Source organism: Streptomyces sp. NBC_00582 (assembly GCF_036345155.1).
Taxonomy (GTDB): domain Bacteria; phylum Actinomycetota; class Actinomycetes; order Streptomycetales; family Streptomycetaceae; genus Streptomyces.
The window spans coordinates 5,147,710-5,169,254 of record NZ_CP107772.1 but is presented as its reverse complement, the minus strand read 5'-3'; the positions used below and the strand labels follow the sequence as shown (position 1 = coordinate 5,169,254).

General features: G+C 71.2%; 19 protein-coding genes. 10 read left to right on the top strand and 9 right to left on the bottom strand.

Annotated features, from left to right (window positions below):
* Positions 1–58: 58 nt before the first annotated feature.
* Positions 59–1,753, bottom strand: a complete 1,695-nt coding sequence (locus OG852_RS22950; protein WP_330348825.1) for a fibronectin type III domain-containing protein — start codon at positions 1,751–1,753, stop codon at positions 59–61.
* A 311-nt stretch (positions 1,754–2,064) separates the two neighbouring features.
* On the opposite strand from OG852_RS22950, the gene OG852_RS22945 reads away from it, so the two are divergent.
* On the top strand, positions 2,065–3,174 hold the full coding sequence (locus OG852_RS22945; RefSeq protein ID WP_133910837.1) for a sugar ABC transporter substrate-binding protein: 1,110 nt from the start codon (positions 2,065–2,067) through the stop codon (positions 3,172–3,174).
* A gap of 58 nt (positions 3,175–3,232) precedes the next feature.
* On the opposite strand, the gene OG852_RS22940 is transcribed toward OG852_RS22945, so the two are convergent.
* From OG852_RS22940 to OG852_RS22930, 3 genes are read right to left on the bottom strand one after another with little or no spacing between them, the layout of a single operon-like run.
* Positions 3,233–4,075 carry a transglutaminase family protein gene (locus OG852_RS22940; RefSeq protein WP_133910836.1) on the bottom strand — a complete coding sequence of 281 codons (843 nt, stop codon included), beginning with the start codon at positions 4,073–4,075 and terminating at the stop codon, positions 3,233–3,235.
* Between the two features lie 5 nt (positions 4,076–4,080).
* Positions 4,081–5,013 (bottom strand): alpha-E domain-containing protein, encoded by a 933-nt coding sequence (locus tag OG852_RS22935; RefSeq protein WP_133910835.1) that lies wholly within the window; start codon positions 5,011–5,013, stop codon positions 4,081–4,083.
* Positions 5,010–6,557 (bottom strand): circularly permuted type 2 ATP-grasp protein, encoded by a 1,548-nt coding sequence (locus OG852_RS22930; RefSeq protein ID WP_133910834.1) that lies wholly within the window; start codon positions 6,555–6,557, stop codon positions 5,010–5,012. The genes OG852_RS22935 and OG852_RS22930 overlap by 4 nt, the downstream gene beginning before the upstream one ends.
* A 351-nt stretch (positions 6,558–6,908) precedes the next feature.
* On the opposite strand from OG852_RS22930, the gene OG852_RS22925 reads away from it, so the two are divergent.
* Entirely contained in the window at positions 6,909–8,006 is a 1,098-nt protein-coding gene (locus OG852_RS22925) for a helix-turn-helix transcriptional regulator (RefSeq protein ID WP_133910833.1), read from the top strand.
* Here OG852_RS22925 and OG852_RS22920 read toward each other — a convergent pair.
* Genes OG852_RS22920 through OG852_RS22910 form a run of 3 tightly spaced genes read right to left on the bottom strand, consistent with a single transcriptional unit; the run spans position 7,939 to position 10,916 of the window.
* On the bottom strand, positions 7,939–8,958 hold the full coding sequence (locus OG852_RS22920) for a helix-turn-helix transcriptional regulator (RefSeq protein WP_133910832.1): 1,020 nt from the start codon (positions 8,956–8,958) through the stop codon (positions 7,939–7,941). The genes OG852_RS22925 and OG852_RS22920 overlap by 68 nt on opposite strands.
* Positions 8,955–9,944: a helix-turn-helix transcriptional regulator gene (locus OG852_RS22915; protein ID WP_330348824.1), complete on the bottom strand. Its 990-nt coding sequence runs from the start codon at positions 9,942–9,944 to the stop codon at positions 8,955–8,957. Before OG852_RS22915 ends, OG852_RS22920 begins: the two co-directional genes overlap by 4 nt.
* A 27-nt stretch (positions 9,945–9,971) precedes the next feature.
* A complete protein-coding gene (locus tag OG852_RS22910; protein ID WP_166663434.1) occupies positions 9,972–10,916 on the bottom strand; it encodes a helix-turn-helix transcriptional regulator in 945 nt (314 codons plus the stop codon).
* A 181-nt stretch (positions 10,917–11,097) separates the two neighbouring features.
* On the opposite strand from OG852_RS22910, the gene OG852_RS22905 reads away from it, so the two are divergent.
* Together OG852_RS22905 and OG852_RS22900 are read left to right on the top strand one after the other, a co-directional pair.
* Positions 11,098–11,265, top strand: coding sequence for a hypothetical protein (locus OG852_RS22905; protein WP_330348823.1), 168 nt, complete (start codon positions 11,098–11,100; stop codon positions 11,263–11,265).
* 1 nt (position 11,266) lies between these two features.
* The gene (locus OG852_RS22900) at positions 11,267–11,605 is read left to right on the top strand and encodes a hypothetical protein (RefSeq protein ID WP_133910829.1); all 339 of its coding nucleotides are present in this window, start codon (positions 11,267–11,269) and stop codon (positions 11,603–11,605) included.
* A 210-nt stretch (positions 11,606–11,815) separates the two neighbouring features.
* On the opposite strand, the gene OG852_RS22895 is transcribed toward OG852_RS22900, so the two are convergent.
* On the bottom strand, positions 11,816–12,220 hold the full coding sequence (locus OG852_RS22895; RefSeq protein WP_133910828.1) for a pyridoxamine 5'-phosphate oxidase family protein: 405 nt from the start codon (positions 12,218–12,220) through the stop codon (positions 11,816–11,818).
* Positions 12,221–12,354: 134 nt separating this feature from the next.
* On the opposite strand from OG852_RS22895, the gene clpB reads away from it, so the two are divergent.
* Positions 12,355–14,964, top strand: a complete 2,610-nt coding sequence (gene clpB / locus OG852_RS22890) for an ATP-dependent chaperone ClpB (RefSeq protein WP_133910827.1) — start codon at positions 12,355–12,357, stop codon at positions 14,962–14,964.
* 358 nt (positions 14,965–15,322) lie between these two features.
* Positions 15,323–15,859, top strand: coding sequence for a YbjN domain-containing protein (locus tag OG852_RS22885; protein ID WP_067256675.1), 537 nt, complete (start codon positions 15,323–15,325; stop codon positions 15,857–15,859).
* Positions 15,860–15,945: 86 nt separating this feature from the next.
* Here the strand turns inward: OG852_RS22885 and OG852_RS22880 are convergent, their stop codons facing one another.
* Positions 15,946–17,142, bottom strand: a complete 1,197-nt coding sequence (locus OG852_RS22880) for a pyridoxal phosphate-dependent aminotransferase (protein ID WP_133910826.1) — start codon at positions 17,140–17,142, stop codon at positions 15,946–15,948.
* Between the two features lie 276 nt (positions 17,143–17,418).
* Here OG852_RS22880 and OG852_RS22875 point away from each other — a divergent pair, with 276 nt between their 5' ends.
* The 4 genes from OG852_RS22875 (at position 17,419) to OG852_RS22860 (ending at position 21,512) form a co-directional block, all read left to right on the top strand.
* Positions 17,419–18,198: a DUF2382 domain-containing protein gene (locus tag OG852_RS22875; RefSeq protein WP_133910825.1), complete on the top strand. Its 780-nt coding sequence runs from the start codon at positions 17,419–17,421 to the stop codon at positions 18,196–18,198.
* 278 nt (positions 18,199–18,476) lie between these two features.
* The gene (locus OG852_RS22870) at positions 18,477–18,866 is read left to right on the top strand and encodes a hypothetical protein (protein ID WP_133910824.1); all 390 of its coding nucleotides are present in this window, start codon (positions 18,477–18,479) and stop codon (positions 18,864–18,866) included.
* Positions 18,867–19,282: 416 nt separating this feature from the next.
* A complete protein-coding gene (locus tag OG852_RS22865; protein WP_133910823.1) occupies positions 19,283–19,819 on the top strand; it encodes a DUF2617 family protein in 537 nt (178 codons plus the stop codon).
* An 88-nt stretch (positions 19,820–19,907) separates the two neighbouring features.
* Positions 19,908–21,512 carry a polyamine aminopropyltransferase gene (locus OG852_RS22860; protein WP_330348822.1) on the top strand — a complete coding sequence of 535 codons (1,605 nt, stop codon included), beginning with the start codon at positions 19,908–19,910 and terminating at the stop codon, positions 21,510–21,512.
* The last annotated feature ends 33 nt before the right edge of the window (positions 21,513–21,545 follow it).

Genomic DNA, 21,545 nt, shown 5'->3' with positions numbered 1-21,545 from the left:
AGGGGCCCGGAGGATCACCTGATCCCCCGGGCCCCTTCGTCGTCCCTCCGGGGACCGCCTAGGGAGCGGTGACCGTGGAGTCGGCCGCCGGCGCGGTTTCCGTGCCGTCGGCGGCGACCGCCGTCACCCAGTAGAAGGACGTGGTGCCGCGCGGCACCTCCGTGTCGACGTACTCGACGGCCCCGCTCGCGAGGTCGGCGATCCGCTCGTACGCGGACGTGTGCGGGTCCCAGCGGTAGACGCGGTAGCCGCCGGCCTGTTCCGGAGCCGAGTCGGCAAGGCCGTGCCAGGTCAGCCGGTTGCCCTCGTCGCCCTCGGCGGCCTCGGCCGTGAGCGTCAGCGGCGAGCCCTCGGGCGTGGCCACGGTCGGCGTCATGTCGAGCTCGGTGGCGATCACGATCTGCGCCTCGCCCGTCATGGCGAACGAGGAGTTCGTGGCGTCGTCGAGGGCGTCGACGATGAAGCAGGACTCCTCGCCGTCGGGGACGGTGGTGTACGCGTACGAGGTGGTGCCGGCGGGCACGGAGTAGCCCGGGTACAGGGAGCAGACCCGCTCGTCCCCCTCGTCGCCCCAGAGTTCGCCCCGGCGGACCGTGTAACTCGCCAGGTCGGGGGCGGGGTTGGCGTCCCAGTGCACCTCGAAGCCGTACGTGGTGGGAGTGACCGTCACTCCGGTGACGGCGGACGGCGGGGTGACGTCCCGGAGCGTGCCGACCACGGCGGTGGACTGCGCGGACTCGTTGCCCGCCGCGTCCAGCGCGGACACCTTGTAGTGGAGGCCGGTGCCCATGACCGCGGTGGTGTCCAGGTACGACGTCCCGTCGCTCGTGCCGATCGAGGTGTAGGTGCCGCTGCGGCTCGTCGCCCGGTACACGCGGTACGACACCGCCCCCGTCACCTCGCCCCAGGAGACCCGAAGCCCCTCCGGTTCGCTGGCGGTGGGGCGCAGGACGGGCGCGGCCGGGGCCGTCCGGTCCACCGTGGTGACCGTCCTGGCCGCGGTGCCCGCCGACTCGTTGCCCGCCACGTCGTAGGCGCGCAGCTCGTAGGCGTAGGCCGCGCCGGTCACCGGGAGCGTGGTGTCGGTGTGGGCGGTGGAGACGGTGGAGGCCAGGAGGGTCCAGGTGGAGCCGTCGGCGGGGCGCCGGTAGACGCGGTAGCCGGCGAGGTCCACCTCCTGGTTCTTCGCCCAGGTGAGCTTCGCCCGGCCGGTCACGCCGTCGTAGGAGAGCGCGTGGCCCGTCGGCGTGAGCGGGGGGACCTTGTCGTACGTCGCCGAGGTGCGGGGCGTGTAGGTGAACGTGACGTTCGCGCCGCCGGTCCAGTTCACGTAGTCCACGCGGACGGTGTGCCTGCCCTTGGGGACCGTGAGGTTCACGCTCTTGGTCACCGTCGTGGAGACGTTCTTCCAGACGTCCACCTTGCGGACGCCGTCGAGGTAGACGCGGACGCCGTCCTGGGCCGACACCGAGAAGGTGAAGGGACCGCCGGAGCCGAAGTCGCGGGTCACCGTCCAGCGCACGCCGAAGTTGTTCGTGGGGAGGCCGGATGCCGGGGCCCTCGTGCCCCAGCTCTCGCTGACGGCCGTGTCGCAGTCGGTCTTCTTCGGAGTGCCCGAAAAGGTGGTGTTCGCGAAGAATTGACGCTTGTACACCGGAGATGTGCAGGTGGTCGCGGCCGAGGCGGGCGCGGCGGTGAGGAGACCACCGGTCGTGGCGAGCACGAGGGCCGTCGCGAGTCTGGCTGGGTTCATTCGATCCTCTGGTCGGGAAGGGCGGGCCTGTGCGAGAGATGGCCCACCATGATCACGACTCGTGAGAACACGCCTTGGTTGTACGAACTTTGCTCGATGCCGACCCCGTCGTGGGGAGGGATCGTAAACAGTGGTCCGTACCCTCTTCGCTCCGTCTCCATGCGTCTTCACTTGCTCAGCGGACGGTGATGTTGTTACTTCGTTAAGTGGTTCGGCTTGACTCCGGTGGCTGCCGCCGCGTTGGCTTTTGAGACAACTGGGTCGAGATATCGCAACCCAAGTACCGGAACGCACCTGAAGTGAGCCCCCGAATGCGTCGTATCGCCATAGCTGTGGTCGCCTCCACGATGTCCCTCTCGCTCGCCGGGTGCGGGATGCTGGGGGCCTCGGAGGACAGCAGCGACACGACAGTGAAGCGCACCAACGACATCACCGTCGGTGTGCTCATGCCGGAGACGACGAACACCCGGTACGCGGAGTTCGACTACCCGATCATCAAGAGGAAGATCGCCTCCCTCACCGGCAACAAGGGCAAGACGGACTACGCCAACGCGGCTTCCAGCGTCAAGAAGCAGAACGCCCAGATGCAGAAGATGATCGACGACAAGGTCGACTGCATCCTGCTCGACGCCGTGGACTCCCACAAGATCGCGCCCATGGTCCAGAAGGCCAAGGAGGCGAACATCCCGGTCATCGCCTACGACCGGCTCGCCGAGGGCCCGATCGACGCGTACGTCTCCTTCGACAACGAACTCGTCGGCGAGGTGCAGGGCCGCGCGATCACCGAGGCGCTGGGCTCGGCCGACACCTCCGACCAGATCGTCATGATCAACGGCTCGCCCACCGACCCGAACGCCGCCCAGTTCAAGGCAGGGGCGATGAACGAGCTCAACGGCCGTGTGACCATCGCCGCGACCTACGACACCGACGGCTGGAAGCCGACCATCGCCCAGGCCAGCATGACCAAGGCGATCGAGAAGATCGGCAAGAGCAACATCGCGGCGGTCTACTCGGCCAACGACGCCATGGCCGGCGGCATCATCAAGGCCCTGGAGGCCGCGGGCGTCAGCGACAGCGACCTGCCGCCCATCACCGGCCAGGACGCCGAGCTCCCGGCGGTGCAGCGGATCGTCACCGGCGAGCAGTACATGACCGTCTACAAGCCGTACGCCGGTGAGGCGGAGGCCGCGGCCGAGGCGGCCGTCGCCAAGGTCCAGGGCCGTGAGCTGCAGTTCGAGGCGCTCACCCGTGACAAGGTCGACAGCCCCACCACCAAGGACATCCCGGCCAAGCTGGTCACCGTGGTCGCGCTCACCAAGAGCAACATCAAGTCGACCGTCGTCGCGGACGGCATCTACAAGGTGTCCGACATCTGCACCCCGAAGTTCAAGCAGGCCTGCGACGCCATCGGTCTGAAGTAGGCGCGTCCACAGGGCCCGGCGGGCACCTCCGCGAGAGGAGATCCCCGCCGCGCGCCCCTCACGCCACCCGGGTGAACTCCACCGTCACCTCCGGCGGGCCGCCGGCGACGCCGCGGTAGACGCCCTTGTGCGGGGTGACGTCGTCGTAGTCGCGTCCCCGGCCGACGACGACGTGCGACTCGTCCGCGCGGGTGCGGTTGGTGGGGTCGTAGCCGTGCCAGTCGCCCGCCCAGTACTCGATCCAGGCGTGGCTCTGCCCGGCCACCGGGCGGTGCAGCTCGGCCTCCCGTTCGGGATGGAGGTAGCCGGAGACGTACCGGGTCGGGAGCCCGAGGCCGCGCAGCAGCGCGATCGTCAGATGGGCGAGGTCCTGGCAGACGCCCGCGCCCTGCTCCCAGGCCTCCGCCGCCGAGGTGTTCACCCCGGTGGCGCCGGGCAGGTAGGCGACCCGGTCGGCGACCAGGGAGGACACCGCCACCGCCGTCTCGTGGGGGTCCAGGCCCGCGGCGGCCTTGCGCGCCTTCTTCAGCAGCTTCGCCGGGACCGTCGTACGGACCGTCGGGGCGGCGAACTCCAGCAGCCGGGAGCCGGCGACACGGCCGGCGATCTCCGGCCAGCCGGGGGCCGGGGGGAGCTCGCCCGGCGGGGCCGTCTCGACCAGGCTGGAGGCCGTGATCGTGAGATCGGCGTGCGGGTCCATCAGCTCGAAGGCGGTGACCTGGGTGCCCCAGTAGTCCCAGTACGACCAGGTGGTGGCCGCCGGGCGGATGGTCACCCGGGAATCCAGCGTGGTCTGCCGGGGCAGCGTCAGGGGGGTCATCCGGACCTCGTTGTGGGAGGAGACCGCGGCCTGCGCGTAGGAGACGCGGGTCGTGTGCTGGATGCGGAGCCTGCGGGTCATCGCGCTCACGCTCCTTCCTGGGCCCACACGACGGGCCCCTGGTACGGGAAGAACCGCTCGGCGACCGCCTCAGCCGAGGCCATGCAGGCCGTCTGAAGGTCCCGCAGGAGCAGCGGCAACTGGTCCTCCAACGCCTGGGTGTCGAGGTACTCCAGGCGGGTGCGCAGCCGGCCGATCGGGCGGCGCGCCGGATCCTGGCGGGGCCGGCCGAGCGCGGACAGACACTCCTCCGCCGTGGTCAGCGCGTGCAGCGCCGAGCGCGGGAAGTCCCGGTCGAGCAGCAGGAACTCGGCGACACGCGCGGTGTCCCCGAAACCGCCGTACACCCGTGCGAACGCCTCGTCGGCGCCCGACGCGCTGAGCAGCGTCGGCCAGTCCGGCGCGTGCACGGCGTCCAGGACCCGCACCGACAGCAGCCGTACGGTCATGTCCACCCGCTCCAGGCTCCGCCCGAGGACGACGAACCGCCAGGAGTCGTCCCGGCTCATCGTGGAGTCGGCCAGGCCGAAGAAGAGCGCGGCGCGGCTGCGGACCAGTTCCAGATAGGCGTACGGACCGGTGCGGCGGGCGGCGCGGCGCTGGTCGGCGAGGGCGTGCCAGGTGGCGTTCAGGCACTCCCACATGGCGGACGACACCGCCTCGCGGGCGCTTCGCGCGTTGAGCCGGGCCGCGCCCAGCGCGCCCTCGATCGAGCCCGTCGAGCGGGCGTCGAAGGCGAGCTGGTCGAGGACCTGCTGCATGTCGACCGGTGCGCGGCCCGCGTCCATGCCGAGGATCGCGTACAGCGACCGGCAGGCCGCGTCCTCGTCGCGCCAGGGGTCCTCCAGCATGCGGTGGAGGTAGGCGTCGAGGATCCGTGCGGTGGCGTCGGCCCGTTCGACATAGCGGCCGGTCCAGGTCAGCGACTCCGCTATGCGGGAGAGGATCACGTCGTTCACTGCTGCTGCGCCCCTTCCGGTACGAGGGTGGGGGTCCCGTCGGGGCCGAGCTGGCGGGGGACGACGGACGGGAGCGTGCCGTCGCCGGCGTCGCGGGAGGGGCCCTCGACGGGGCCTTCGGCGAGCACCCAGGTGTCCTTGGAGCCGCCGCCCTGGCTGGAGTTGACGATCAGGTTGCCCTCCTGGAGGGCGACCCGGGTCAGGCCGCCCGGCAGCACCCAGACGTCGCCTCCGTCGTTGACGGCGAAGGGGCGCAGGTCGATGTGGCGGGGTGCCATGCGTTCGCCCGCGAGGGTGGGGGACGTGGACAGGGCGACGGGCCGTTGGGCGATGAAACCGCGGGGGTCGGCGGCGACCGCCCTGCGGGTCCTCTCCAGGGTCTTCGCGTCGGCCTTCGGGCCGATCACGATGCCCTGTCCGCCCGCGCCGTCGACCGGCTTGACGACCAGCCGGTCGATCTGGTCGAGGACGGCCTCGAGCTGGCCCGGCTCGTCGGGGCGGTACGACTCGACGTTGGGGAGAATCGGTTCCTCGCCGAGGTAGTAGCGGATCAGGTCCGGGACGTAGGTGTAGAGCAGCTTGTCGTCGGCGACGCCGTTGCCGACCGCGTTGGCGAGGGTGACGTTCCCGGCCACGGCGGCGCTCAGGATGCCGGGGCAGCCGATCACCGAGTCGGGGCGGAAGTGCAGCGGGTCGAGGAAGTCGTCGTCGAGCCGCCGGTAGACGACGTGGACGGGCACCTCGCCCCGGGTGGTGCGCATCCACACCCGGTTGTTGCGGCAGACGAGGTCGTGCCCCTCGACCAGTTGCACGCCCATCAGCCGTGCCAGCAGCGCGTGTTCGAAGTACGCGGCGTTACTGGGACCCGGGGTGAGGACGACGACCCGGGGGTCGGTGGTCCGCTCCGGGGCCGCGGCCCGCAGCGCGGCCAGCAGCCGCGCCGGGTAGCCGTCGACCGGCACGACGTGCTGGCCGTCGAAGAGCGAGGGGAACACCCGGGTCATGGCGCGCCGGTTCTCGATGACGTACGACACCCCGCTGGGCACCCGCACGTTGTCCTCGAGCACCCGGAAGTCCCCGGCCTCGTCGCGCACCAGGTCGATTCCGGCGACATGGATGCGGACCCCGTTCGGGGGCTCCACCCCGTGGGCCGCGCGGTGGAAGTGCGGGGAGGTCAGCAGCAGCCGCCAGGGGACGACACCGTCCTCGAAGGCCCGGCAGGGCCCGTAGGCGTCGGCGAGGTAGGCCTCCAGGGCCCTGACTCTCTGCCCGACCCCGCGTTGTATGAAATCCCACTCGAGGGCGTCGAGGATCCTCGGCACGAGATCCAGCGGCCAGGGCCGCTCCTCGCCCGCGAAGGCGTAGGTCACGCCGCGGTCGGTGAACGAACGGGCCATCTGGTCCGCCCGGAAGCGCAATTCACCTGGTTCGATCGGCTGGAGCGCCGCCAGTACCGGCTCATAGGCGGTCCTGACCTCACCCGGCCGTTCGAACATCTCGTCCCATGCATCGGCCAACGCGTATGCGTCGAATATGTCCGCCATGGCCAGAAGGTAAGTGCGGGACGTAACAGGGCGATCACCCGGCGGTTTCCGGGAACGCACGCCTCCGCAAGACGTTCCCCGGGTCCGGCCGGGCTCCCCCGTCGTCCGGCCGGACCGACCCGGGTGCGGAGCACCCGGGGGGAAGTGGAATCAACCATGCCCGGCCCGGTCGGCGCGCACCACCATCAGCTTGTTGCAATGCGAGGGGCGGAGGCCGGGAGAAACCCGGGTATATGAGTGGTTTTCCGCTGCCGTGGCCGGGGGAGCCGTGTTGCGGAGCCGGTCCGCGCCGCGCATAGTTGCGTCGCGGAAGGCGCGTCGGAGAGGTGTCAGGCGGGGGTGGGATGGGCGATGGCCGGGCACGGGACGGAGGAGCATCCACACGGTGCTGACCGACTGTGCGGGGCCGGGGATCGCGTGTATTCCCGGGCCGTACGGCGGGGACGCGTGCCGCGCGGCGACGCCGAGCCGGTTCCCTGTCTGCTGGAGCTGGCCCTGCTGCATCCCGACCCCGACGACATGGAGTGGCTGGTGCCGACCTCCCCGCAGGAGGTCATGACCCGGCTGCTGCGCGGTCTGCACGACGAGGTGAGCGCGAGCCAGCGGCGGGTGGGCTCGGCCGTCGCCGCCTTCGAGTGGTACGCCGGTCTCGGCGGCCCGGGGCTCGGCGCGCGGGCCCAGGAGGGCGCCGCGATCCGTGTCCTGGACGGCTCCTCGCGCATCCAGGCGGCCCTGGACCAGGCGACCGAGGCCTGTACGACGGAGGTGCTGACGGTGCAGCCGGGCGGCATCCGGCGCGAGCACGAGCTGTCGGAGGGCCTGCACCGGGCGCTGGAACTGCGTGGCCGGGGCGTGCGGATGCGCGACCTGTACAACCATGTGGCCCGGCACGGGCAGGGGTTGCTGAACTACCTGGAGCTGATGGGCGACGCGGTGGAGGCCCGCACCCTGGACGAGGTCGTCGACCGGCTGATCCTCTTCGACCGCAAGGTGGCCTTCATCCCGGCGAACGCCGATCGCACGATGGCGCTGGAGCTGCGCCACCCCGCCCTGATCGCCTATCTGGTGACGGTCTTCGAGCGGCTGTGGCGGCTCGCGATCCCGCTGACCGCCCCGCTCCCGGAGACCCGTATCGAGGGCATCTCGCACCGCGAGCAGTCCATCGCCGCGCTGCTGGCGGAGGGCCACCAGGACGCGGTGATCGCCGAGCGCCTCGGCATCAGCGTCCGTACCTGCCGGGCCCATATCGCACGGCTCTCGGAGACCCTCGGGGCGGCGAGCCGGACCCAGTTGGGGGTGCGGATCGCGCAGGTGGGGCTGGACGGACCGGTCGAGGTGGGCGGGCTCGGACCCGCCGGGGCGCATGTGCCGGAGGGCCGGATCACCGGCGCGGTCCCGGACGCCCTTCCTGATGTTCTTCCTGGTCGAGGATCCCGGACCGGCCGATGAGATAACCGAGTTGGGCGCGGCTCTCGCTGCCGAGGCCGGCGGCGAGCTTGGCGATGTGGACGCGGGCGGTGCGGATGTTCATGCCGAGGCGCGCGGCGATCACGGCGTCGGTGTGGCCTTCGACGAGGAGGGTGGCGATGGCCCGCTGACGGGGGGTCACCCCGTTGAGGGAGGGCCGCTGCACCGCCTCGGGGTACATGGGGGTGGCCAGCCGCCAGAAGCGGTCGAAGGCCGTGGCCAGGAAGGTGATCAGGGCGGGGTGGCGGACTTCCAGGGCGAGGGTGCCGTCCTCGTTGGCGGGCAGGAAGGCCACCGTGCGGTCGACGACGAGCAGCCGGTCGGTGACCTCGTCGAGGCCGCGTGCCTCGGCGTCGCCGCTCAGCAGCTCGTAGTGGCCGATGACCATCTGGATGTGCCGGGTGGTGTGCTGGTAGAGGGTGCGGATGCGGCAGCCGCGGTCGAGTACGGCCTGGTCGCGGCGGCGGGCGATCTCGATGGCGCCGGCGGCCATCTCGGTGTCGAGGCCGGTCCTCGGCTGGATGCACAGCAGTTCCTCGCGCATCTCGTCCATGGCCTCGGTGATGGCCCGGTTGATCTGCTCGTTGCCGCTGAGGATGCGCAGGGAGGCGGACTCCGCGGGGGCGGTGCGGCTGCCGGTGAGGCGCATGAGGGGTTCGAAGAGGGTGGCCAGCTCCTCCTCGTGGCGCCGGGCGTCGGCGATGCGGGCCGCGGTGGCGTTGAGCTGGCGGTGCAGGGCGACGGCGGGGGCCACGGGCTCCAGCCGGCGCAGATCGTCGACCGCCGGGTGGAGGAGGCCCAGGTCGAGCAGGCAGGGGGCCGTCTCGGCGTCGCCGGCCGCGAGATGCCCCTCGCGCAGGGCGCGTTCGTAGAGCTGTCTGCCCGGGGTGCAGAGTTCTGCCACGCCGTGGTGGGGATGCGGCGGCGCGTTCACGTCGGGTCTCTTTCCTGGTCGAGGATTCCTGAGCGTGCGATGAGGTAGCCGAGCTGGGCGCGGCTCTCGCTGCCGAGGCCGGCGGCGAGTCGGGCGATGTGGACGCGGGTGGTGCGGACGTTCATGCCGAGGCGGTCGGCGATCACCGCGTCGGTGTGGCCCTCCACCAGGAGGGTGGCGACGGCCCGCTGGCGCGGGGTGACCCCGTTCAGGGTGGGCTGCCGTACGGCCTCGGGGTACATGGGGGTGGCCAGCTCCCAGAGGCGTTCGAAGGTGGTGGCGAAGTACGCGGTCAGCGCGGGGTGGCGGACCTCCAGGGCGAGGCTGCGCTCCTTGTTGGCCGGGACGAAGGCGACGGTGCGGTCGAGCAGGATGAGCCGGTCGGTGACCTCGTCGAGGGTGCGGGCCTCGACGTCGCCGCGGATCTGCTCGTAGCGTGCCGCGATGGTCGGCGCGTGCCGCAGCGTGTGCTGGTAGAGGGTGCGGATCCGGCAGCCCCGGTCCAGGAAGGCCTGGTCGCGTTCCATGGGCAGGAGGTGCACGGTCGGCGGGCGGTCGGCGGGGGCGGTGTACGGCTGGATGCACAGCATCTCCCGCCGGGCCTCGGCCATCGCCGAGGTGATGGCCTCGTTGATGCGGGCCGGGCCGCTCAGGACGCCGATGGCGGGCGACTCCGGTGCGGCGGTGGGGTGGGGGGTGAGCCGCAGGAACGGTTCGAACGTCTCCACCAGCCGTGCCGCGTGCCCTCGTTCGTCCGCCACGCGGTCCGCGAGGGACCGCAGTCCGCGGTGCAGGGCGACGGCGGGCGGTACGGGTTCCAGCAGGCCGGGGTCGTCGGGGTCCGGCGTCAGCAGCCCCGCGGTGAGCAGGCAGGGTGTCTCCTCGGCCGCGGCCCGGGCCACCCGGCCCTCGCGCAGCGCGCGGGCGTAGAGACTCAGTCCCGGCTCGCACACCTCCTGGGCGTGCCGGTGCGCCCCGCTCGTCATCCGCTTCCTCTTCGCAAGCCCGTCACCTCACTGGTCGCGGTCCAGGATCCCGGACTGCGCGATGAGGTAGCCCAGTTGGGCCCGGCTGCCGCTGCCCAGGGCGGTGGCGAGTTTGGCGATGTGGGCGCGGCAGGTCCGTACGTTCATCCCCAGCCGGCGGGCGATGGCCTCGTCGACATGGCCCTCGACGAGGAGTTTGGCGATGGAGTGCTGGATGTCGGTGAGGCCGTCGGGGGCGGTCTCGTAGGGCGCGCCGGCGCTCAGCGGCACCGCCCGGTTCCAGATGAACTCGAACACCTTGATGAGGTAGCTGACCAGTCCGGCGTGGCGGATCTCCAGGGCGACCTGGCGGTCGTCGCGGATGGGGATGAACGCCACGGTCTCGTCGCAGATGATCAGCCGCTCCACGAGTTCGTCGATGGTGCGGTACTCGGCCTTGCCGTCGGCGAACTGGTCCACCCAGGCGAGCCGCTCCGGGCTGTAGCGGGCGGTGTGCTGGTAGAGGGTCCGGATCCGCACGCCGCGTTCGATCAGCGGCCGGTCGCGTTCCAGTGCCTCGATGAGCCGGCGCTCCGGGTGGCGGTGGCTCGGCTGGATCGAGAGCACCTCGTTGCGGCACTGCGACGCGGCCAGGTCCAGTGCCGCGTTGATGTGGTCGAGGCCCTCGAGGACGGTGATGGAGGGGGTGGACGTCGTCTGCGGGGCGCTGAGCGACATGAACGGCTCGAACGCCTCGGCGAGCTGGACCGAGAGCCGTCTGCGCTCGGTGATCTCGCGTTCGATGGGGTTGAGCCGCTGGGCGAGGGCGACCGACGCGGGAACCGGACGGAGCCAGTTGGCGTCATCCGCGTCGGGGTAGAGCAGAGCCAGCTCCATCAGGCAGGGGGCGGGTTCCACGTCCACGCGGGCGATGCGTCCGGTGCGGAGTGCGTCCGCGTATAGGCGGCTTCCTTCCTCGCACAGGTCGGTCATGGCATGGGGATGTGTCCCTTTTATTCGATTCGTTGCCAAATCTCCACCCCCCAGGGTCCTGAACATGCAGGAACATGATGCACCGATCGTGTGGCCATGACGTGCCCGAATGAGCCATCGTCTTACTCGACGGGGGAAAGGGGAACTTCAAGTGAGGACGAAGCCGAATATGCGGAATAAAATGCTTCGCTCAGTGCTTGTCGCCGCCTTCTCCGCCGTCGTGGCCTTCGGAGCGCTGACCGGCCTCTCCGGCGGGAACAGCGAGCCTCAGCACGACACGGCATGGTCGGCCGCGGCCGGCGGCGATGACGACGCTTCTGTCTACCCGGCAGACACCGCGTGGAGCTGACGTGAGTACACCACCCGACGACCGCTCCTTCCGTCGCGAGATGGCCACCGCCTACCGCTCCGGCTGGCACTTCATCGACCTGGTCACCGCCATCCCCCACAGTGGTGACTCGTTGATGGTGACCGTGTTCGGAGAACCGGTGGTCGTCACGCGGGACGAGGAGGACGACGTACGGGCCTATCGGTGCCTGCGGCGGCCCCGGGGGGCGCCGCAGCCCGTACGGTGCGCGATCCGGTACGGAATGATCTTCGTGAACCTGGACCGGCGCGACCACCAACTGACGGAGCCGGCGCCCCAGGCCGCCCCGCGAACCATCTCAGCCACCCCCCGCAGTGCCTGACGCGATTCCCCCGTCGTAACAGATCGCCTCAGGTGCTTCCCCCCGCAGCGGCGTCACCGTGACCTGAACACGGTGACGCCGCTGCAGTTTTCGGGGGACATTTCCCTGTATCGCCGCCTATCGGACCGCTTGCGCCGTGGCCGGAAAACGCCGTACCGCACGGGGTCCGGGTTTGGGACCGCCGTGGCGCGTGAGGCGGGGCGGAAGGGGTCAGCCGTGGCCCAGTGCGCGGGTCACCTCGATCTCGATCACCACGCGGTTCGGGTTCACCCGTGGGGTCCTGCCGTAGCGCTCGGCGTAGCGTCGCTCCGCCTCCGCGACCCGGTCCGGCTCGGCGTGGACGTGGGCCCGCCCCTCCAGCGTGGCCCAGCGGCGGCCGTCCACCTGGCACACCGCGACCCGGGCGCCCCCGGGCTCCGCCGCGAGGACGTTGCGCACCTTTCTGCTGGCCTTGTCCGCGATCACCCGAGCCAGTCCGCGCTCCGGGTCGTATGTCACTCCGACGGGCACCACGTGCGGGCCGCCGTCCGGCCGGGGTGTGGTCAGCGTGCACAGGTGGCGTTCGCGCCAGAAGGCGAGGTAGGCGGCGTCGAGAAGCCGAGGATCGATCGTCATGTGCCCGGAATCTAGCGCTCCTCGCCCCAAGCTTCGCACTCATCCCTCTTACCTTGAGCGGAATAGACTCAACTTTGTGTACGCTGACACAGTCAGACAAGGGAGAAGGCTGACGCCAGGAGGAGACAGCGAACGTGGACGCCGAGCTGACCAACCGGAGCCGGGACGCGATCAACGCGGCCAGCAACCGTGCCGTGTCGGGAGGACATCCCGACCTCACCCCCGCCCATCTGCTGCTCGCGCTGCTCCAGGGCCAGGACAACGAGAACATCGTCGACCTCCTGGCCGCGGTCGGCGCCGACCAGGCGGCCGTCCGCGCGGGGGCCGAACACGTACTCGCCGGTCTGCCCAGCGTGACCGGCTCCACCGTGGCGCCCCCGCAGCCCAACCGCGAGCTGCTCGCCGTGATCGCCGACGCGCAGGCGCGCGCCAAGGACCTCGGCGACGAGTTCCTCTCCACCGAGCACCTGCTGATCGGCGTCGCCGCGAAGGGCGGCCAGGCCGCCGAGGTGCTCGGCCGCCACGGCGCCGGCCCGGAGAAGCTGCAGGACGCCTTCCGCAAGGCCCGCGGCGGCCGCCGCGTCACCACCGCCGACCCCGAGGGCCAGTACAAGGCCCTCGAGAAGTTCGGCACCGACTTCACCGCCGCCGCCCGCGACGGCAAGCTCGACCCGGTCATCGGCCGCGACCAGGAGATCCGCCGGGTCGTCCAGGTCCTCTCGCGCCGTACGAAGAACAACCCCGTCCTCATCGGCGAGCCCGGCGTCGGCAAGACCGCCGTCGTCGAGGGCCTCGCCCAGCGGATCGTGAAGGGCGACGTCCCGGAGTCGCTGAAGGACAAGCGGCTCGTCTCCCTCGACCTCGGCGCGATGGTCGCCGGCGCGAAGTACCGCGGTGAGTTCGAGGAGCGCCTGAAGACGGTCCTCGCCGAGATCAAGGAGAGCGACGGCCAGATCATCACGTTCATCGACGAGCTGCACACCGTCGTCGGCGCGGGCGCGGGCGGCGACTCCGCCATGGACGCCGGCAACATGCTCAAGCCGATGCTCGCCCGCGGTGAGCTGCGCATGGTCGGCGCGACCACGCTCGACGAGTACCGCGAGCGCATCGAGAAGGACCCCGCCCTGGAGCGCCGCTTCCAGCAGGTGCTGGTCGCGGAGCCCACCGTCGAGGACACCATCGCCATCCTGCGCGGACTGAAGGGCCGCTACGAGGCCCACCACAAGGTCCAGATCGCCGACAGCGCGCTGGTCGCGGCCGCGACCCTCTCCGACCGGTACATCACCTCCCGCTTCCTGCCCGACAAGGCCATCGACCTGGTCGACGAGGCCGCCTCCCGGCTCCGGATGGAGATCGACTCCTCGCCCGTCGAGATCGACGAGCTCCAGCGGTCCGTGGACCGGCTGAAGATGGAGGAGCTGGCCATCGGCAAGGAGACCGACGCCGCCTCCCGCGAACGCCTGGAGAAGCTGCGCCGCGACCTCGCCGACAAGGAGGAGGAGCTGCGCGGCCTGACCGCCCGCTGGGAGAAGGAGAAGCAGTCCCTCAACCGGGTCGGCGAGCTCAAGGAGAAGCTCGACGAACTGCGCGGCCAGGCCGAGCGCGCCCAGCGCGAGGCCGACTTCGACACCGCCGGCAAGCTGCTGTACGGCGAGATCCCCGCCCTGGAGCGCGATCTGGAGGCCGCCACCGAGGCCGAGGAGGAGGCCGCCAGGGGCACCATGGTCAAGGACGAGGTCGGCTCCGACGACATCGCCGACGTCGTCGCCGCCTGGACCGGCATCCCGGCGGGCCGCCTCCTGGAGGGCGAGACGCAGAAGCTGCTCCGCATGGAGGAGGAGCTGGGCCGCCGTCTGATCGGCCAGACGGAGGCGGTGCAGGCCGTCTCGGACGCCGTACGCCGCTCCCGCGCGGGCATTGCCGACCCCGACCGCCCGACCGGCTCGTTCCTCTTCCTCGGCCCGACCGGCGTCGGCAAGACGGAGCTCGCCAAGGCCCTCGCCGACTTCCTCTTCGACGACGAGCGGGCCATGATCCGCATCGACATGTCGGAGTACGGCGAGAAGCACAGCGTCGCCCGCCTCGTCGGCGCGCCCCCCGGCTACGTCGGCTACGAGGAGGGCGGCCAGCTCACCGAGGCGGTGCGCCGCCGCCCGTACAGCGTTGTCCTGCTGGACGAGGTGGAGAAGGCCCACCCCGAGGTCTTCGACGTCCTCCTGCAGGTCCTCGACGACGGCCGCCTCACCGACGGCCAGGGCCGCACGGTCGACTTCCGCAACGCGATCCTCGTGCTGACCTCGAACCTGGGCAGCCAGTACCTGGTCGACCCGGTCACGACGGAGGCGGAGAAGAAGGAGCAGGTCCTGGAGGTGGTCCGGGCGTCCTTCAAGCCCGAGTTCCTCAACCGCCTGGACGACCTGGTGGTCTTCTCGGCCCTGTCCAAGGACGAGCTCGGCCGGATCGCCCGCCTCCAGATCGACCGCCTCGCCCGCCGCCTCGCCGACCGCCGCCTCACCCTGGAGGTCACCGACGCGGCCCTCGCCTGGCTCGCCGACGAGGGCAACGACCCCGCCTACGGCGCCCGCCCCCTGCGCCGCCTGGTCCAGACCGCCATCGGCGACCGCCTCGCCAAGGAGATCCTCTCCGGCGAGGTCAAGGACGGCGACACGGTCCGCGTGGACGCCTTCGGCGAGGGCCTGCTCGTGGGCCCTGCGACCGGGTCGGCGAGAGGTAAGACGCTGTGACCCTGGGCGGATTGCCGCAGGGTGAGTATCGAGTCGACAGATGATGTTCGACGTAACCTCCCGGCGGGTCAGCTCGTCCCTCCGGCCGGGAGACATCGAGGCCCTCGGTGATCCCACGTTCGACATCCACTCGGAAGACGGGCGGATGCCTGCGGGAATGAAGTACCGCAAGGCGGTCCAGTCCGAACAACTGGACCGCACGCGGTTCTTTCTGGAGCACGCGTCGTTGATCCGTCACGGAGCGTCCGGCCCGCCGCCGGGGAAGGTTGCCGCCCAGGGGCCAAGAGAGAGAGGGTGGACGTACACGCGCGGTCGCAGTGACGGCCGGCGAGCCAGACGACCGCAGGAGTCTTCAAGTATGTCCATCGACCCGTCCTCGATTCCGAACTTCGGGGGCCAGCAGCCCGAGCCGCAGCCCCAGGGACCGGCGGGCCCCGTAGTCCCGGATCAGGACCTCGTGAAGCAGCTTCTCGACCAGATGGAGCTGAAGTACGTCGTCGACGACGAGGGTGACCTCGCGGCGCCGTGGGAGGAGTTCCGTACGTACTTCATGTTCCGCGGCGAGGGTGACCAGGCGGTCTACTCGGTGCGGACGTTCTACGACCGGCCCCACCAGATCGACGACAAGCAGCCGCTGCTGGAGGCGATCGACGACTGGAACCGGCGCACCCTGTGGCCCAAGGTCTACACGCACACCCACGACGACGGCACCGTCCGCCTCATCGGCGAGGCGCAGCTGCTGATCGGCGCCGGGGTGAACATCGAGTTGTTCGTCTCCTCCACGGTGAGCTGGGTCCGCGCGGCCATCGAGTTCGACAAGTGGCTGGTGGAGCAGCTCGGCCTGGAGAAGGACGTCGACGGCACGGACGGCGAGCCCGGGGAGGGCGACGAATAGGTCGCAGGACCGGTCCGTCCGTCGGTCGGGGCGGTGTCCACAGACTGTGGACACCGCCCCGACCGCGTCTTTCTCGGCCCGTTTTCTCAGCCCGCGAGCGCCTTCAGGCGGGTCACCGCCTCCTCCAGCACGCTCACCCGCTTGCAGAACGCGAACCGTACGAACGGCGCGCCCGCCTCGCGGTGGTCGTAGAAGACGGCGTTGGGGATGGCGACCACGCCCGCGCGCTCCGGCAGGGAGCGGCAGAACGCGAAGCCGTCGCTCTCGCCGAGGGGCCGGATGTCGGTGGTGACGAAGTACGTGCCGGCGGGGCGGAAGACCGCGAAGCCGGCGTCCGTCAGGCCCGCCGCCAGCAGGTCGCGCTTGGCCAGCATGTCGGCGCGGAAGGCGTCGAAGTAGGCGTCGGGCAGGGCGAGGGCCTCGGCCACCGCGTACTGGAAGGGGCCGGACGACACGTACGTCAGGAACTGCTTCGCCGAGCGCACCGCCGTGACCAGGCCGGGGGCCGCCGTGACCCAGCCGACCTTCCAGCCGGTGAAGGAGAACGTCTTCCCGGCGGAGCCGATCGTCACCGTGCGCTCGCGCATGCCGGGGAGGGTGGCCAGCGGGATGTGTTCCGCCTCGTCGAACACCAGGTGCTCGTACACCTCGTCCGTGACGACCAGCAGGTCCCGCTCCACCGCCAGCGCCGCGATCGCGGAGAGCTCCTCACGGGTGAGGACCGTGCCGGTCGGGTTGTGCGGGGTGTTGATCAGCAGCAGACGGGTGCGGTCGGTGACCGCGTCGCGCAGTTCGTCCAGGTCGAGGCGGAAGCGGGCCTGCTCGGGGTCCGGGCGCAGGGTGACCGGCACGCGCGTGGCGCCCGCCATGGCGATGCAGGCCGCGTAGGAGTCGTAGTAGGGCTCCAGGGCCACCACCTCGTCGCCGGGCTCCAGCAGCGCCAGCAGGGCGGCGGCGATGGCCTCCGTGGCGCCCGCGGTGACCAGGACCTCGGTGTCGGGGTCGTGGGACAGGCCGTAACGGCGTTCCTGGTGCGCGGCGATCGCCGTGCGCAGTTCGGGGACGCCCGGGCCCGGCGGGTACTGGTTGCCGCGGCCGTCCCGCAGCGCCCGTACGGCGGCCTCCCTGATCTCCTCGGGGCCGTCCGTGTCGGGGAAGCCCTGGCCCAGGTTGATCGACCCGGTCGCCGCGGCCAGAGCGGACATCTCGGCGAAGATCGTCGTCCCGAACTCGGCGAGGCGGCGGTTGAGGAAGGGGCGTGCGCTGGAGGTCATGCCGGCCATCCTGCGTCGAAGCTCTGGAGTTCCTCAACCGACGTTCACGGATCGGGACCTGCGACAGCATCCGAGACACCGTCTCTGAGCTGGGCGAGAGCCGTCGTCGTCTGTCGGCATCTGTCGTCGTCGGGCACCCTCGGACGGCCCACAGACGGCCCGGCAGGGGAGGCGCGGAGCAAGGGCTGCCCGGAACTCGCATATAAGGTGTTTTGTTCCTTTTGTGGTGGTTAACCGGGCAAACCTGCGAATAAAACGCGAGACAAGGAAGCAGGGTGAAATCCAGTGATCGCCCATGAGCAGATCCCGACCGTGCTCGATCATCCGGTCTACGATGCGGACGACAACAAGATCGGCGAGGCCAAGCACGTCTTCTTGGACGACGTCAGCGGCCAGCCGGAGTGGGTGAGCGTCAAGACCGGCCTGTTCGGCACCAGCGAATCGTTCGTGCCCATCCACGACGCCTCCGTGGTCGAGGACCACTTGAAGGTCCCCTACGCCAAGAACACGGTCAAGGACGCGCCCAACGTCGACGTCGATGCCGGCGGGCACCTCTCCGAGGCCGAGGAACACCGCCTGTACGAGCACTACGGCATCGACTGGGACGCATCGTGGCAGCAGGCCGATGCCCCCGGCGAGGGCGGCTTGGCACAGGCCGGCACCGACCAGGCGAGGCGCGGTGAGGACGCCATGACGCGCTCGGAGGAACGCATGCACGTCGGCACCGAGCGCCGCGAGGCCGGCCGGGCCCGGCTGCGCAAGTACGTCGTCACCGAGGAAGTGCAGAAGACGGTTCCCGTGCGCCGGGAGGAGGTCCGCGTCGAGCGCGAGCCGATCACCGATGCCAACCGCGATGACGCCATGGCAGGGCCCGACATCAGCGAGGACGAGCACGAGGTCATCCTGCACGAAGAGCGTCCCGTGGTGGCGACCGAGACGGTTCCGGTGGAACGGGTACGGATGTCGACGCAGGAACACACCGACGAGGAGACGGTGCACGGCAAGGTACGCAAGGAGCGCATCGACACCGAAGGCGTCGAGGGCGACGACCGCCGCGGAACCTGACCAGGCGTCCGCACCGCACGCGTCGGTCCGCTCGAACTCGCCGGAGCGGGCCGGCGCCGCGTTGCCTGCGACCCCGCCGTCGCATACGGCAGCCCAGGCCCCCGACCTGCTTTTCTTTGCAGGTCAGGGGCTTTTTCCTCGGGACAACCCTCTGAAGTTCCTCAAGTGTGCTTTGGCAGGTGAGACGGGCGGGCATCCCCCGTTCACGCAGCCGCTCCGGCGCTGCGCGAGGCGCCCACGGGGGGCCGCTTCGGGGGATTCGGAAGGAGGGTGACGCCATGATCGTGGGCATCATCCTGGCGGTGATCGCGGTGCTCCTGGTGGCGGTGCTCGTCATCAACGCCCGCCGCAGGAGCAGCAAGCACCTCTACGGCCGCCCGGTGCGGTCGTACGGCGGCGGCTCGGCGAGCCGCGGCCACTCCGGCAGCAGGACGAGCAGTTCCTCCGGCTCGGGCAGCGGGGCCGACACGGCCGCCGCGAGCTGGTGGGTGTTCGGCAGCGACAGCGGATCGTCGTCCGGCCACCACTCGGGCCACTCCGGCCACTCGGGTGACTCCGGCGGCCACTCGGGTCACTCCTGCGGGGGCGGTTCGTCGTGCGGCGGCGGGTCGTCCTGCGGGGGCGGCGGCGGGTGCGGCGGAGGTGGCGGATGCGGTGGAGGCAGCTGACACGGGGCAGCTGGGCTCCCCGAGGGGGAGCCGCATCCGGACCGCGGGGGTCGCTCCTGACCAGGGCGCCCCGCGGTCGTACGCCGTGCAGGGGCCACAGCGTGTACCCGGCGACGCGTCTTTCACGCGGGGCGCGCGGAGTCATATACGGGCCGTCGGGCGTGCGACTGGTTGAACAGTTGAGCTGTGGAGCCCCCTGAGGGATGGAAACCCCACGAAGTTGGGTAAAAACGCTGTGGCGTCACCACCGTTCATGATTCCCTCTAAACCACCAACGCAGCCCCTCGGACCCCCACGGACGTCCAGCGCGGGCGCCTTTCCCGGACCGGGCCGGCCGGGGCCGATCACCCGGTGTCTACCGGGTCTACGGGGTGCGCCACCTGCCCTCCCTCCTTGCGTCTTCGCGGAGCCGATCCATGCTCACGACCCTGAACACCTCCTACACCGACACGCGCGCGGCCGATCTGGCCTGGGCCCTGGGGCGTGAGCCCCTGCCCGCCCTCGCCACGCTCGACCTCGAACTGTCCGGAGCGAAGCTCCAGTTGAGACTGCTGGGTGCCTCGCACCAGGTGCTGTTGGAGGAGCAGCAGGGCTGTTGTTCGGAGACGGTGGCCTGCATCCCCGGCAGCAGCACCCCGCTCCCGCTGGGGGTGGCCAAACGCGTGGGCGACTGGGAGTACGAGTTCGCGGCGCGCGTCGAGGTGCTGACGCCGGGCCAGTTCGCGGGCCGCGCCCAGGAACTCCTCGCCCTCGTCTCCGACCACCCCAACGGCCTGGCCGGTGTGTTCCCGGGCAGCCCGCACGCCTTCACCGCCCTGCTCGCCCAGCGCCACGAGGACCACGTCCAGTGGCGGACCTGGCACGCGTACCCGCAGGACGGGCAGCTGGTGGCGACGAGGACCCGCGTGGGGGTGCGGGCGAAGACCGACCGGACCGGCCCGGCGGACTTCTGACGCGTCAACCGCGACCGTGAGGTTTGAACGCCATCTTCCACACGTGTGGGTGACGTTGCGTCCCCTGCCGGTGACGTAACGTCGCACCGTGATCGAACCGCACGCACCCGCCCCGCCCGGCGCCCCATCGCCCTGGCGCGGCTCCGCGCGGCTGCCCGTCCGGCCGGACGTCGGGCGGTTCCTGGTCCTCGCGTGCGTGTTCGTCTGCGCGGCCTGCGGTCTCGTCTACGAGCTGGAACTGGTCGCCCTCGCCTCCTACCTGATGGGCGACTCGGTCACCCAGGCCTCCGTGGTGCTGTCCGTGATGGTCTTCGCGATGGGCATCGGCTCCCTCGCGGCCAAACGGTTCCGCCGGTTCGCCGCGGCCGGCTTCGGCGCCCTGGAGGCGGTGCTCGCCCTGGTCGGCGGCTGCAGCGCGATGGTGCTGTACGCGGTGTTCGCCTGGACGGGTGACTGGGGCGGGCTGTGGGCCGACGGGCCGCGCATCCTCCTCGTCGTCTTCTCCCTCGCCATCGGTCTGCTCATCGGCGCCGAGGTCCCCCTCCTCATGGAGCTCATCCAGCGCGTCCGCCGCCAGGAAGCGGGCGGCGCCGTCGCCGACCTGTTCGCCGCGGACTACGTCGGCGGGCTCGTCGGCGGCCTCGCCTTCCCCTTCCTGCTGCTGCCGTTCTGCGGCCAGCTCACCAGCTCCCTGCTGACCGGCGCCGTCAACGTCCTCGCCGGGGGCGCCCTCGTCCTCGGACTGTTCCGCCGTGACCTCGGCCGCCGGGCCCGCTGGCTGCTGCCGGTCGCCGGCGTCACCGTGATCGGCGTCCTCGCCTCGGCCGCCGCGCTAGCCGACGACTTCGAGCGGGCCGCGCGCCAGGCGGTCTACGGCGGGGAGGTCCGGGTCGCGCTGCGGACCGGCGTCCAGGAGGTCGTCCTCACCGGCGGCACCCACGGCCGCCCCCTCGACCTCTACCTCGACGGCCGGCTGCGGGTCGGGGGTGACCAGCGCCGCTACCACGAGGCGCTCGTCCACCCCGCGATGAACGGCCCCCACGCGCGCGTGCTCGTCCTCGGCGGCGGTGACGGCCTCGCCGCCCGCGAGGCCCTCACCCTGCCCGGGGTGCGCCGCGTCGACGTCGTCGAGGTCGACGCGGGCCTGGTCCGTCTCGCCCGCACCGACCCCGCCCTGGCCCGTCTCAACGCCCACGTCTACGACGACCCCCGCGTCCACGTCGTCACGGCCGACGCCTTCCACTGGCTGCGCGGGGCGCCCACGGCGGCGTACGACGTCGTGCTCGCGGACCTGCCCGACCCGGACGTCACCGCGAGCGGCAAGCTGTACTCCCAGGAGTTCTACGGGCTCGCCCGGCGCGCCCTGGCCCCCGGCGGGCGGCTCGCCGTGCACGCCGGGCCGGTGACCGGGCGGCACCGGGCGTTCTGGACGGTGGAGGCCACCCTGCGGGCCGCCGGACTGCACACGGTCGCCTACCGTGTCGACGTCCGTGACCCCCGCCGCCGCGAGCGCGCGCCCCGCGACTGGGGTTTCGTCCTGGCCGCCCCCGGCACCCGCCCGGCCCTGCGCCTCGATCCCGACGAACCTCTGCACACCCTCACCCAGGCGGGCCTCATCGCCGACGCGCGGGCGGCCCAGCGGACCCGGGTCGCCGGGGTGCCGCCCTCCACGCTGGTGCATCCGCGGTACTGAGGCGGTGCGGACGGGGTGGCGCGGGGGAATCCC

What these genes read in the sequence shown, in the direction of transcription:
- OG852_RS22950 (WP_330348825.1), bottom strand. Translation starts at nt 1,753, where the DNA reads ATGAACCCAGCCAGACTCGCGACGGCCCTCGTGCTCGCCACGACCGGT.
- OG852_RS22945 (WP_133910837.1), top strand. Translation starts at nt 2,065, where the DNA reads ATGCGTCGTATCGCCATAGCTGTGGTCGCCTCCACGATGTCCCTCTCG.
- OG852_RS22940 (WP_133910836.1), bottom strand. Translation starts at nt 4,075, where the DNA reads ATGACCCGCAGGCTCCGCATCCAGCACACGACCCGCGTCTCCTACGCG.
- OG852_RS22930 (WP_133910834.1), bottom strand. Translation starts at nt 6,557, where the DNA reads ATGGCGGACATATTCGACGCATACGCGTTGGCCGATGCATGGGACGAG.
- OG852_RS22925 (WP_133910833.1), top strand. Translation starts at nt 6,909, where the DNA reads ATGGCCGGGCACGGGACGGAGGAGCATCCACACGGTGCTGACCGACTG.
- OG852_RS22915 (WP_330348824.1), bottom strand. Translation starts at nt 9,944, where the DNA reads ATGACGAGCGGGGCGCACCGGCACGCCCAGGAGGTGTGCGAGCCGGGA.
- OG852_RS22910 (WP_166663434.1), bottom strand. Translation starts at nt 10,916, where the DNA reads ATGACCGACCTGTGCGAGGAAGGAAGCCGCCTATACGCGGACGCACTC.
- OG852_RS22905 (WP_330348823.1), top strand. Translation starts at nt 11,098, where the DNA reads ATGCTTCGCTCAGTGCTTGTCGCCGCCTTCTCCGCCGTCGTGGCCTTC.
- OG852_RS22895 (WP_133910828.1), bottom strand. Translation starts at nt 12,220, where the DNA reads ATGACGATCGATCCTCGGCTTCTCGACGCCGCCTACCTCGCCTTCTGG.
- OG852_RS22885 (WP_067256675.1), top strand. Translation starts at nt 15,323, where the DNA reads ATGTCCATCGACCCGTCCTCGATTCCGAACTTCGGGGGCCAGCAGCCC.
- OG852_RS22880 (WP_133910826.1), bottom strand. Translation starts at nt 17,142, where the DNA reads ATGGCCGGCATGACCTCCAGCGCACGCCCCTTCCTCAACCGCCGCCTC.
- OG852_RS22870 (WP_133910824.1), top strand. Translation starts at nt 18,477, where the DNA reads ATGATCGTGGGCATCATCCTGGCGGTGATCGCGGTGCTCCTGGTGGCG.
- OG852_RS22865 (WP_133910823.1), top strand. Translation starts at nt 19,283, where the DNA reads ATGCTCACGACCCTGAACACCTCCTACACCGACACGCGCGCGGCCGAT.